The sequence below is a fragment of the Bacillus sp. UMB0728 genome, assembly GCF_002858875.1.
Taxonomy (GTDB): domain Bacteria; phylum Bacillota; class Bacilli; order Bacillales; family Cytobacillaceae; genus Bacillus_AB; species Bacillus_AB infantis.
This window is the reverse complement of the sequence record NZ_PKLA01000002.1, coordinates 268,025-280,725: the sequence shown is the minus strand read 5'-3', so window position 1 is coordinate 280,725 and position 12,701 is coordinate 268,025. Positions and strand designations below refer to the sequence as shown.

11 protein-coding genes are annotated in these 12,701 nt (G+C 49.1%); 8 read left to right on the top strand and 3 right to left on the bottom strand.

Annotation, left to right across the window (positions count from 1 at the left end; all coding sequences use genetic code 11):
- Window positions 1–96: 96 nt before the first annotated feature.
- Window positions 97–897, bottom strand: a complete 801-nt coding sequence (locus tag CYJ37_RS07200) for a MurR/RpiR family transcriptional regulator (protein WP_094767969.1) — start codon at window positions 895–897, stop codon at window positions 97–99.
- Between the two features lie 299 nt (window positions 898–1,196).
- Between CYJ37_RS07200 and CYJ37_RS07195 the strand changes: the two genes are divergently transcribed.
- From CYJ37_RS07195 to CYJ37_RS07170, 6 genes are all read left to right on the top strand, one after another.
- Window positions 1,197–2,522 (top strand): MFS transporter, encoded by a 1,326-nt coding sequence (locus CYJ37_RS07195; protein WP_263625351.1) that lies wholly within the window; start codon window positions 1,197–1,199, stop codon window positions 2,520–2,522.
- A 58-nt stretch (window positions 2,523–2,580) separates the two neighbouring features.
- Window positions 2,581–3,570, top strand: a complete 990-nt coding sequence (locus tag CYJ37_RS07190) for an ornithine cyclodeaminase family protein (RefSeq protein WP_101548792.1) — start codon at window positions 2,581–2,583, stop codon at window positions 3,568–3,570.
- A gap of 160 nt (window positions 3,571–3,730) precedes the next feature.
- On the top strand, window positions 3,731–4,420 hold the full coding sequence (locus tag CYJ37_RS07185) for a response regulator transcription factor (protein ID WP_101548790.1): 690 nt from the start codon (window positions 3,731–3,733) through the stop codon (window positions 4,418–4,420).
- On the top strand, window positions 4,417–5,421 hold the full coding sequence (locus CYJ37_RS07180; protein WP_101548788.1) for a sensor histidine kinase: 1,005 nt from the start codon (window positions 4,417–4,419) through the stop codon (window positions 5,419–5,421). Before CYJ37_RS07185 ends, CYJ37_RS07180 begins: the two co-directional genes overlap by 4 nt.
- Window positions 5,422–5,522: 101 nt before the next feature.
- Entirely contained in the window at window positions 5,523–6,284 is a 762-nt protein-coding gene (locus tag CYJ37_RS07175; RefSeq protein ID WP_101548786.1) for an ABC transporter ATP-binding protein, read from the top strand.
- A complete protein-coding gene (locus CYJ37_RS07170; RefSeq protein ID WP_101548784.1) occupies window positions 6,274–8,220 on the top strand; it encodes an ABC transporter permease in 1,947 nt (648 codons plus the stop codon). Before CYJ37_RS07175 ends, CYJ37_RS07170 begins: the two co-directional genes overlap by 11 nt.
- 60 nt (window positions 8,221–8,280) lie before the next feature.
- On the opposite strand, the gene CYJ37_RS07165 is transcribed toward CYJ37_RS07170, so the two are convergent.
- Window positions 8,281–8,889 (bottom strand): LysE/ArgO family amino acid transporter, encoded by a 609-nt coding sequence (locus CYJ37_RS07165; RefSeq protein ID WP_101548782.1) that lies wholly within the window; start codon window positions 8,887–8,889, stop codon window positions 8,281–8,283.
- A gap of 387 nt (window positions 8,890–9,276) precedes the next feature.
- Here CYJ37_RS07165 and ahpC point away from each other — a divergent pair, with 387 nt between their 5' ends.
- On the top strand, window positions 9,277–9,840 hold the full coding sequence (ahpC, locus tag CYJ37_RS07160) for an alkyl hydroperoxide reductase subunit C (RefSeq protein ID WP_009794427.1): 564 nt from the start codon (window positions 9,277–9,279) through the stop codon (window positions 9,838–9,840).
- Window positions 9,841–9,854: 14 nt separating this feature from the next.
- Complete coding sequence (gene ahpF / locus CYJ37_RS07155; protein WP_101548780.1) at window positions 9,855–11,384, top strand: alkyl hydroperoxide reductase subunit F; 1,530 nt, start codon at window positions 9,855–9,857, stop codon at window positions 11,382–11,384.
- A 110-nt stretch (window positions 11,385–11,494) separates the two neighbouring features.
- Here the strand turns inward: ahpF and CYJ37_RS07150 are convergent, their stop codons facing one another.
- Window positions 11,495–12,694, bottom strand: coding sequence for an MFS transporter (locus CYJ37_RS07150; RefSeq protein WP_101548778.1), 1,200 nt, complete (start codon window positions 12,692–12,694; stop codon window positions 11,495–11,497).
- Window positions 12,695–12,701 lie beyond the last annotated feature (7 nt).

Sequence of the window (12,701 nt, the reverse complement as noted above, 5' to 3'; positions counted from 1 at the left end):
AAATTGGCATATTATCTCGTATTCCAATGTGGACTTCCCTGTAAAAGAATCTATCAGCATTTGCAGTTCATTCGGTGCCCCCTGCTTCGCTTTTCCTCAATACTCCTTGATGATTCCCTTTTTAATCGCCAGAATGAGGATAATATCAATCATCATGAACATATTGGATTCATAGGAGGTTACCTGAAACTCCTGCTGGGATTCGATCGTCGGGTCAAGGACGGAAAAGACGATATCTGCAAGATTTGCCGTTGTGCTGCGGCTGTTGCCTGTAAAAAGGACGGTCCTGATTCCTTTATCCTTGGCAATCTTCATTTTTTCTATGACCTTGCCAGTCTCGCCTGAACGGGAAAAGACAATCATAACGTCATACTTTTGGATATTGTTGAAAAAGATGGCCCGGCTGTCGCTTGTGGAGGCATTGGATACATAATAGCCAAACAGCTCCAGCTTTTTTGAAAGATAATTGGAAAACAGGGTAGAAAAGCCCGCCCCATAAAAATAAATCTTGCTGCTTTTCTCTATTTCAGCCAGGAATGCCTGGATGCTTTTCTCATCAAGAGCTTCAAAGCTGGAATTAAAATTGCGGACGAATTCCTGCCTTGATTCCTCCAGGGGCGAATGGATCTCAACAACCGACCCGTGGTCGGAATCATGCGCATTCTTGATCTTAAGCCCTAAATTAAAAATAAACTCGCTATAGCCGCTGAAGCCAAGCTTCTTGCAGAGCCTCATGATGGAGGTGGTTGAAACATACAGTTCATCAGCCGCGTTTCGGATGCTCAAAGGCTTGTCCTCAAATTTCCTTTTTATCAGAAAGGAAAGGATGTCCATCTCCGATTGGCTCAAATCACGGTCACTGGCATAATCGAAAAAGATCTTCTCTGATTTCTCCATTTTCACTCTTCCCTCTTGTTGGTTTTCGCACTGTATCTTTGCTTTTATTATCTCACAAAAACAGTTCAGTTATGGCAGTCAGGGTCTGTATTGCTGATATCTGAGTCATCGGCCTTGATGATAACTTTTCAGAAAATTTATAATTAATTATCTTTGGCTCTTGTTTCCGGGAGGCTTAGATTATATCCTAGTCTGTATAGCATTTTGCCATGGCTGGTTTTTGTCCTTTTTTCCCTATACATATTGCAGGGCCGGATTCAGGGGAAGTGCTTGAAGTGAAAATCCATTTAGAAGGAGAGATGCCCGTGGATAAGAAAGTGGCGAATAAGGTATTAATTGCAAGTTTGATAGGCAGTTCGATTGAGTGGTTTGATTATTTCCTGTACGGGACGGTGGCGGCGCTTGTTTTTAATCAGGTGATCTTCCACAGTGAAGATCCGGCGGTCGGCCTGCTGCTGGCGTATGCTTCATTTGCGCTGGCATTCTTCATTCGTCCGCTGGGCGGTGTGATTTTTGCCCATATCGGCGACAGGATCGGCAGGAAGAAAACGCTTGTCCTGACATTGTCGCTGATGGGGGGATCAACCGTTTTAATGGGGCTTTTGCCTACTTATGCTTCCATCGGGGTGGCAGCGCCAATCCTTTTGATTATCCTTCGCCTGATCCAGGGCATCGGGCTTGGCGGCGAGTGGGGCGGAGCGCTCCTGCTTGCAGTGGAGTATGCGCCTAAAGAGAAGCGCGGCCTGTTCGGCAGCGTCCCGCAGATGGGCGTGACGATCGGAATGCTGCTAGGCACACTGGCATTATCCATCATGTCGCTGCTCCCGGAAGCGGCCTTCATGTCATGGGGCTGGCGCGTCCCTTTCATCCTTAGCGCCCTGCTCGTTATTTTCGGGCTGTGGATCCGCAAAGGGATCGATGAGACACCTTCTTTCAAGAAAGCCCAGGAAAAGGGTGAAATCGCAAAGGTTCCGTTCGTCGAAACAATGCGCACCCATTGGAAGGAAGTGCTGATTGCGGTTGGCGCCAAGGTAGTCGAAACCGCACCCTTTTATATTTTTTCAACCTTCATTGTTTCCTATGCGACCACCCAGCTCGGCTTTTCCAGGACAGTGACGCTCAACGCGGTCACCATTGCCACGATTGTCACAACCATCCTGATTCCGATCATGGGCGGCCTTTCTGATAAGATTGGCCGAAAGAAGCTGTATGTCGGAGGCACAATCTTAATGATGCTCTATGCTTTCCCTTATTTTTGGATGCTTCAGCAGGGATCGTCCCTGATGCTGATCGTTGCGACAGTCCTCGGCCTCGGTATCATTTGGGCCCCTATAACGGCTGTGCTCGGGACTATGTTCTCTGAGATTTTTAAATCGAATGTCCGCTATACCGGCATTTCCCTGGGCTACCAGATCGGGGCTGCCCTTGCCGGGGGAACCGCGCCGCTGATTGCGACCGCCCTGCTCCAGGCATATGACAACTCCTATGTCCCGGTTGCCCTTTATATTATGCTGACTGCTGCCATCTCTCTGGTTGCCGTGGCAAGCATCAAGGACCGGAACAACCAGGACTTGGACACCAGCACAGTGATCTCAGAAACCCCAAAGACAAACGCTACGCTTTAAAAAAAGAAAAAGGAATTGCTGCGGCAGTTCCTTTTTTTCAGAAAGAGAGGAATTATGAATGCTTATTTTATCTGAAAAAGACATACGATCCTTTTATTCTATGAAAAATGCCCTCCAGGATATGAGGGAAGGCCTGATCCGGCAAACAGAAGCTGAAATCCTCAATCCGCACCGGGCAGTCCTCGATATCCCCGAGCATGAAGCATCTGCCCTTTATATGCCGTGCGCCATGCCATCGGCTGGAAAATCCGTTGTCAAAGCTGTTACCATTTTCCCGCACAACCCTTCCATCGGCAAGAAAACGACCCAGGGGGTGATTTTATTAAGTGATGCCAGGAATGGCGATCACCTTGCCCTTTTGAACGCCTCCTATCTCACAAGCCTGCGGACCGGGGCGATCAGCGGGGTGGCAACTGCGCATCTGGCGCGGGAGGATGCCCGGACTGTTGCTGTCATCGGCTGCGGGGCAATGGCAGAGGAACAGCTGCAGGCCGTCCTTGAAGTCAGGGAGATTTCCAGTGTTATCCTTTATAACCGCACCAAAGAAAAAGCTGAAAAATTCGCCCCAAAAATCAAGGAGCTTTGTCCGGACTTTGACGGGACAATCACAATCTCCGGCGATGCTGACAGTGCCGCTGCCGAAGCGGATATCATTATCTGCGCCACCCGCTCTTCCACTCCTGTTTTTTCAGGGAAAGCTCTTAATCCTGGCACCCATATCAACGGTGTCGGCTCTTATCAGCCTCATATGCAGGAAGTCGGCGAGGAGACGCTGCTGAAATGCTCTAAAATTGTGGCTGATACGATTGAGGGCGTAAAAGAAGAGGCTGGCGATTTGATCATTCCGGCAAATTCAGGGACCTGGAGCTTTGATCAGCTGCACGGTGAACTCAGGGAGCTCGCAGCAGGGCAGATTTCCGGCAGGGAAAATGACCAGGAAATCACCTTTTTCAAATCGGTTGGCACCGCCTATTTCGACCTGGCCATTGCCAGTGCTGTCTATCAGAAAGCACTCGAACTCGGAGCAGGTACCGAGGTGGAAATATAGCAAAGAGAGGGACAGGCTTACCGTCCCTCTTTCGGCTGAGCCACGGGGTCTGTCCCCCTGGCCTACTTGAGCCAAGGGGACAGACCCCCTGGCCCACTTGCCCATTTCCCATTATTTCCTTACACTTGAGGTAATTGATTAGAAACGTGTGGTGATGGGTGTGTTTAAGATTTTGCTGATTGAGGATGACCGGTCTCTTTTTCAGGAGATGGAGGAGCGGCTGGGACAGTGGTCGTATGAGGTGCTTGGGATTAAGGATTTCAGCCTGGTGATGGAGGAGTTTGCGGAGATTAGGCCCGATTTGGTAGTCATTGATATTCAGCTGCCCCGCTTCGATGGCTTTCATTGGTGCCGGATGATCCGGTCGGGTTCGAATGTGCCGATCATCTTTTTGTCGTCTCGGGACCATCCGACAGATATGGTGATGTCGATGCAGCTGGGTGCAGATGATTTTGTGCAGAAGCCGTTTCATTTTGAGGTGCTCATTGCCAAGATCCAGGCGATCCTGCGCCGCGTTTACAGCTACAGCACGGATGAAGTGAAGCTGAAGACATGGTGCGGTGCTGCAATCGACTTTGAACGGGGCATCGTGGAAAATGAAACCGGGCGAGTGGAGCTGACCAAGAATGAAATGTTCATTCTAAAGCAGCTGGTTGAGCAGAAGAACAAGATTGTGACGCGTGACCAGCTGATTAGCAGCCTGTGGGATGATAAGCGCTTCATCAGCGACAATACCCTGACGGTTAACATCAATCGCCTGCGCAAAAGGCTTGAGGAAATCGGGCTGGGCAGCTTTATTGAAACAAAGGTCGGAATGGGCTATATGGCAGTGGAGGAGCAGAGCACATGATACGCCGTTTTCTGCGGGAGCGGATTAGCTGGACTCTGTTCTTCCTGTTCGCCCACGCTTTGCTGCTGTTCATCTCATTCGTCGATTCTGCCATTCCCTTCGATAGCATTCTGTACTTTGCGGGACTGTCTTTCATTTCGTTTCTGATATTCCTGGCAGTCCGCTATCAGCGGGAGGCTCGCTTTTATAAAAACCTGGAGGAACGGTTAGGGGACCTGGATCCAGGCAGTCTCCCCGCCTCCTCCAGCCCGTTTGAAAAGGTTGTGGAAGAAGCCATGTATGAGCAGTCCGCCCTTTTGAAAAAAGAGGCCCAGGATCTCCACCTTGCCCTGGAGACAGAAAAGGACCAGATGCTTGCCTGGATCCATGAGGTTAAAACACCTCTGACCGCTTTGCACCTGATGATTGAAAGGATGGAAGACGGACCGCTCAAATCGAGCCTTACCTATGAATGGCTCCGCATCCACCTGCTTCTCGACCAGCAGCTTCACCAGAAGCGGATCCCTTTTATTGAGAATGACCTGTACATACAGAAGATTGATCTGGAGGAGGTCATCCACCACGAGCTGCTGACGATGAAAGCCTGGTGCATCCAGAAAGGGATCGGCTTTGATATCAGCCTTGAGGAGACAGAGGTGCTGACAGACGGCAAATGGCTGGCTTTTATCATCAGGCAGATCCTGACGAACAGCATCAAATACAGCGATGCAGGAGACATTAAGATCAAGAGCTGGAAACAGCAGGGGCAGACAAAGCTTGAAATCCGCGATTTTGGACGGGGAATCGACCCGAGGGACCTGCCCCGTATTTTTGATAAAGGCTTTACCTCAACATTCAAGCATGAAGACCATGCTGCTACAGGGATGGGGCTGTATCTCACAAAAAAAGCGGCCGTTCCTCTTCTCATTGAAATAGAGGTGCAATCCTCTCTTAGAGAAGGCACGGCTTTTACCCTTTCCTTTCCAAAGAGAAATGATTTTTCCCAAGTGATCAGCATGTGACAAGATTGTCACATGCTTTTCCTTTTTGTTCGTCTGCTGCAAGGATTTCCATCAGGGTTCTTTTTATAATAAGACTATCAAGATTAGAGGAGGAAGCTTACATGGCGATTCTAGAAGCAATCAAGCTCCATAAAAGCTACGGCACGAAGCTGAACCGGCAGGAGGTGCTGAAGGGCATTGACCTGGCGATTCACGAAGGCGAGTTCGTCGGCATCATGGGGGCCTCCGGCTCGGGAAAAACAACCTTGCTGAATGTATTATCATCGATCGATAAAGCAACCGGCGGAACGATCCGGATTGAAGATAAGGAAATGACAGTCATGAAGGAAAAAAAGCTGGCTGAGTTCAGGAAAAATCACCTCGGCTTTATTTTTCAGGATTATAACCTTCTGGACACTCTGACGGTAAAGGAAAATATCCTTCTGCCGCTGTCTATTTCGAAGGTAGCAAAAAAGGAGGCAGACCAGCGCTTCCAAACCATCGCATCTGAACTTGGCATCATGGACCTGAAAGATAAATACCCGAATGAAATCTCCGGCGGACAGAAGCAGCGGACATCGGCAGCGCGGGCTTTTATCCATGAGCCGAGCATTATTTTCGCCGACGAGCCGACGGGGGCGCTCGATTCAAAGGCCGCCGCAGACCTTCTGAAAAAGCTTGGCGGATTGAATGAAAGCCGCAGGGCGACAATCGTCATGGTTACCCATGATCCCGCCGCGGCGAGCTACTGCAGCCGCGTGATTTTCATCAAAGATGGGCAGATCTATACGCAGCTGAATAAAGGAGAGCAGACAAGGCAGGCTTTCTTCAAGGATATTATGAAAACGCAGGCTGTGCTGGGCGGTGTGCAGGATGAGCGTTAACCAGCTGATTTGGAAGAACCTGAAGAAGAATGTGAAGAATTATTATCTGTATATCTTCGCGCTTATCTTCAGCGCAGCCTTGTATTTTGCGTTTGTCACCCTGCAGTACGACCCGGCGATGGATGAGATTGAGGGCTCCATCAAGGGCGGGGCCGGAATGAAAGCGGCCTCTGTACTTCTTGTGGCCATTGTGGCAGTCTTTCTTGTTTATGCCAACAGCCTGTTTACGAAAAGGCGCAGCCGGGAGATCGGCTTATTCCAGCTGATCGGCATGACAAAAAGCCGGATTTTCCGTATCCTGACCGCAGAGAATTTCATGCTCTACTACGGCTCACTCCTCATCGGCATGATGGCCGGTTTCCTGGTTTCCAAGCTGATGATGATGATTCTGTTCAAAATCACTGGTGTTGATGAGGTGGCTGAGCTCTATTTTTCCAATAAGGCTCTCGTACAGACCCTTATCGTCTTTACGGCCATCTACCTGCTCATTATGCTGGTAAACTATCTATTCATTAAAGGACAGAGCATCCTGTCGCTCTTCAGGGTCCAGTCATCCGCTGAAGAAAAGATCCGGAAAATGTCTATTTTCAATATCATCATCGGCATTCTCGGCATCATCCTGATTGCGGCCGGCTATTATGTGTCAGGCATACTGTTCGAAGGAGATTTCACATCGATGCCGGAACTGTTTGGGGCGATGATCTTCATTTTAGGAGCTGTCATTCTCGGGACCTATTTCTTCTATAAAGGCTCAGTCAGCTTCATCATCTATCTGATTCGCAAGAAAAAGGACGGATATTTGAATGTAAAAGAAGTGCTCTCCCTTTCGTCCATCATGTTCCGGATGAAATCGAATGCGCTGCTGCTGACAATCATCACTACGGTTTCCGCCCTGGCGATTGGATTGCTTTCACTCAGCTATATCTCCTATTATTCGGCTGAAAAGATGGCGCGGGATAATGTGCCAAATGATTTTTCCTTCACGGTCGAAGATAGCGCGGTGCGGTTCAGGCAGGAGCTGGACTCAAAAAACATTGATTACAGGGAAAAACGGATTGAAGTAGTTACAGCCTCTATTGATGTCAAAGACATTCAAGGGAAAAAGCTGGAGGAAATGAATTTCGATACCGATAAGATGGACTTGCCGGTCATCAGTGAAAGCTCGGCCGGGAGAAAAGACCTTGATGAAAATGAGGCCATTTTTACAGGCTACAGCGACGTTCTTCAAAGGTTCATGCCCTTGAAGGATTCCGGAAAGGTTAAGCTTCATACCAAGGAAAAAGAAATTCCGCTCAATTACATTGGCCTGGAAAAGGATTATTTGATTCCGCTTTACTATACAAGAGGCGGCCTCCAGACTGCCATTGTAGATGACGCTGTTTTTGAGCAGCTGAAGGCGGAGATGGATCCCGGACAGCAGGCTGAAAATAATGTATATATCGGCATTGATATAAAAGATCCGGAACGCCTAAATGACGCCAATGAAGCCTTCCATGCGCTCCAGCTTGGCGAAAGCGGAGAGAACGATTCACAGCTTGATGTCATGATCAGCCAAAAGAGCAATATGGGGCTCATCATGTTCATTGTGGGCTTCCTTGGGCTTTCCTTCCTCGTCACATCCGGCTGTATCCTCTATTTCAAGCAGATGGGCGAAAGCGAGGACGAAAAGCCGAACTTCACGATTCTCCGCAAGCTGGGCTTCACAACAGGAGATCTCATGAAGGGCCTTCAGGCCAAGCAGCTGTTCAGCTTCGGGATCCCGCTTGCGATCGGCCTTGTACACAGCTACTTCGCCGTCCAATCCGGCTGGTTCATGTTCGGAGCCGAAGTATGGACACCCATGATCAGCGTCATGATCCTATACACCATCCTCTACTCCATCTTTGGCATACTATCTGTCCTGTACTCCAAGAAAGTCGTGAAGGATGCGCTATAAGCGAGCCAGGGGGTCTGTCCCCTTGGCTTAAAAGAGAGCCAGGGGGACAGACCCCCTGGCTCAAATCAATTGCCCGACCATATAGATTGCCATGGCCCAGATGATGAGGGCCGAGATTTTGTTCATCAAGCCAAGGACTTTGCCGTTTTTGTCGATTTGGCCGAGCTTCCTGCCTGCAAAAGCCAGGCCCAGGAACCAGATCCATGAGACTCCGATGCATCCGGCGGAGAACAGCACTTTCTCATAGCCTTCATAGGCAAGGGAGCTTGTTCCGATTACACCGATCGTGTCCATAATGGCATGGGGATTCAGCAAGGAGACAGAAGCGGCGAAGGCAATCTGGCGCTTTGCCGTGAAGCTGCCCTGCCCTTCTCCTGCTGCGGGCTCCGGCCTGCTTTTCCACATCTGCCAGCCCATATAAGCAAGAAAGACGGCTCCTGCTGCAAACAGCAGCATCCGCAGCCAGTCAAAGCTTAAAACAACAATAGACACCCCCGCAACCGCGAGCGAAATCAAAATGGTATCGCATATCCCCGCCGTCACCACTGCCGGCAGCGCACCGGTAAACCTTTTATGCAGAGCACCCTGACTAAAGATAAACACATTCTGAACGCCAAGCGGCAGAATCAGGCCGAAGGCGAGTATGATTCCGTGAAGCAATACTTCCACTTCCGATTACCCCCTATCCTTTAATAGAATAGCGGAGGAAAGCGATTCTGTCTTCAGAAAATTGTCCGGTCTGCCCGTTAAGAATCAGCTGCCTCGCTTCCGCGCCAAGGGACCCGACCCCCCGGCCCAAATTATCAACTTTAATAAGGTAAATATGATTAATTGAAAATCGCCTGCTGTCCGGGACAAAAGAAATTAAATTAGTCCCAATCAGGATCCCACTAGGGAGGAAGCTATTTTAAAACAGATTTGCTTGTGCCTATCCCTTGACAAACCACACCCTAATATATAATAATTTATATCTGATTATAATAATTATAGATAAGTAATAGTGACGTCCTGTGGGCATGCTATTATTTTCTAAAAAAATACTTAGGAGGAATTCAAATGTCTTTAATTGGAAAAGAAGTACTGCCATTCTCAGCAAAAGCTTACTTTAACGGTGATTTCATCGATGTAACAGAAGAAAACTTCAAAGGAAAGTGGAGCGTAGTCTGCTTCTACCCTGCAGATTTCACTTTCGTATGCCCAACTGAGCTTGAAGACCTTCAGAACGAATATGCAACTTTGAAAGATCTTGGAGTTGAAGTGTACTCTGTTTCAACAGACACTCACTTTACACATAAAGCTTGGCATGACCACTCAGAAGCAATCAGCAAGATCGAGTACGTTATGATCGGTGACCCATCACAAAAGATTACTCGCAACTTCGATGTTCTTGACGAAGAGGAAGGCCTTGCAGACCGCGGTACTTTCATCATCGATCCAGACGGCATCATCCAGACAGTTGAAATCAATGCAGGCGGCATCGGCCGTGACGCAAGCACAATCGTCAACAAAATCAAAGCAGCCCAATATGTACGCAACAATCCAGGTGAAGTTTGCCCTGCTAAATGGCAGGAAGGCGGAGAAACACTTAAGCCAAGCCTTGACCTTGTAGGAAAAATCTAAGGAGAGAAATTCAAATGGTACTAGATGCAGATATAAAAGCACAGTTAGCTCAATATCTTCAATTAATGGAAGGCGAGGTCCTGCTCAAGGTCAGCGCAGGCTCTGACGACGTCTCCCGCGATATGCTGGCACTGGTAGACGAATTGGCCTCCATGTCATCCAGCATTAAGGTGGAAAAAGCAGAATTGCATAGGACACCAAGCTTTAGTGTGAATCGGATCGGTGAAGATACAGGAGTAACTTTTGCCGGTATCCCTCTAGGACATGAATTCACTTCACTGGTGCTTGCTTTGCTGCAGGTCAGCGGAAGGGCACCTAAAGCCGACCAGAAGGTTATTGACCAGATTAAAAACATCAAAGGCGAATATCGCTTTGAATCATATATCAGCCTGAGCTGCCATAACTGCCCTGATGTGGTACAGGCACTCAATCTGATGAGCGTTCTCAATCCAAACATCACGCATACGATGATTGACGGCGCCGCTTTCAAGGAAGAAGTCGAAAGCAGAGACATCATGGCTGTTCCGACAGTCTTCCTGAACGGCGAATCATTCGGCAGCGGCCGCATGAGCCTTGAAGAAATTCTTGGCAAAATGGGCAGCGGCCCGGATGCATCCGAGCTGTCTGATAAAGACCCTTACGATGTCCTTGTTGTCGGCGGCGGCCCTGCCGGCGCGAGTGCGGCAATCTATGCGGCACGTAAAGGCATCCGCACCGGCATTGTAGCCGAGCGTTTCGGCGGCCAGGTTATGGATACTCTTGGCATCGAGAACTTCATCAGTGTCAAGCATACGGAAGGCCCTAAGCTTGTTGCAAGCCTTGAGGAGCATGTGAAAGAGTACGGCATTGATGTTATGAACCTTCAGCGCGCGAAGAGCCTGGAAAAGAAAGACCTGATCGAACTTGAACTTGAAAATGGCGCTGTGCTGAAGAGCAAGAGCGTCATCCTTTCAACAGGTGCCCGCTGGCGCAATGTCAACGTCCCTGGTGAAGCTGAGTTCAAGAACAAAGGTGTGGCATACTGCCCTCACTGTGACGGCCCGCTCTTTGAAGGTAAGGATGTTGCCGTTATCGGCGGCGGAAACTCCGGAATTGAAGCGGCAATCGACCTGGCCGGCATTGTCAAGCACGTAACTGTCCTTGAATTCATGCCTGAGCTGAAGGCCGATGCTGTCCTCCAGGACCGCCTGTACAGCCTGCCTAACGTAACTGTCCTGAAGAACGTTCAGACAAAGGAAATCACCGGTACTGATAAAGTGAACGGCATTTCCTATATTGACCGTGAGACAGGAGAAGAGCATCATGTTGAGCTTCAGGGTGTCTTCGTTCAAATCGGTCTTGTGCCAAACACAGACTGGCTCGGCGATTCAATCGAGCGTACACGCTTCGGCGAAATCATCGTGGACAAGCACGGCGCGACCAATGTCCCTGGTGTATTTGCGGCCGGCGACTGCACAGACAGCGCCTATAAGCAAATCATCATTTCCATGGGATCCGGCGCGACTGCTTCCCTCGGTGCGTTTGATTACCTGATCCGCAACTAAAATGAAAGCCGCTCTGCTATTGCAGCAGAGCGGCTTTTTTATATATTTTCTACGGTTACCGCAGCAGCAAGAAAAAAACTGACTGGCATTAAACCAATCAGCTCCCTTTATCACCCGGCAGACAACTTCCCCGCCACTTTTTTCTTCCTTTTCCCTGGTTCCGCCCATAAGAATGAAAGGCCAATCGAAAGGACAATCATAACGGCTGCAAAGTAAAAGGGATAGTCAAAATCCACATCAAAAAGCATCCCGCCGATGATCGGGCCCAAAACATTGCCTATGCTTGTAAACATTGAGTTCATGCCTCCGACAAACCCCTGCTCATTCCCTGCTATCTTCGAAAGATAAGTGGTAGCGGCAGGCCTTATCAAATCAAAGCCGACGAAAACCGTCATTGTAACCATCAGAATCGCTGCATAAGAGTTCACCGTCGTCATCAGATATACAAGCACAGCCGAAAAGATCAGGCAATAACGGATGAGCCGGATTTCCCCGAGCCAAATCGTGAGCTTGCTAAAGAAGACAATCTGGACGATGGCACCAAGAATGGCTCCCCCTGTAATCATAATAGCGATATCTTTCGGCGAAAATCCGAACTTGCGATCGGCAAATAATGAGAACAGCGACTCAAAGGACGCCAGGCCAAAGGCAGAGATCAGAATGATCACAAACGGGATGAAATAGATTGGTGCGAAGATCCTCTTTAAGCCGGCTTTCTGTGTCCCGGCTTCCTCCGCTTCCTCATTTTCCGGATTCCGCTCCGGCTCTTTCAGCGTCATCAGTGATAATACAGCCGCACCAAGGGCAAATGCCGCGGCAAAAAAGAACGGAAGCCTTGTGTCAACTTCTGCCAAAAATCCGCCGATGGCAGGCCCGATAATGAATCCTGTCGAGATGGCCGCGGACATATAGCCAAGCGCTTTTGGCCTGGATTTAATCGTTGTAATGTCAGCAATAAACGCCGTAACAGCAGGCATGATGAACGCCGCACTCACGCCTCCAAGGATGCGGGAGACAAATAGAGGCATAACAGACTGCCCCAGGCCGAACAAGAGCTCCGAGGCGCTGAAAATGAACAGGCCAATCACAATCATCCTCTTCCTGCCGAACTGGTCTGCCCATCTTCCCGCTATAGGCGACACAATCAGCTGGGCGCCCGCGAAGGCAGCAATCATATAGCCGACAACCGTACCCGATATATTCAATTCATTCATAATGGCAGGTGTAACAGGAATCACTAGGCCGATTCCTAAAAAGGCAATCAGCAGATTCATAAGCAGAATGGCCAAAGCAATATTATTTCTTTTCATACCTTTC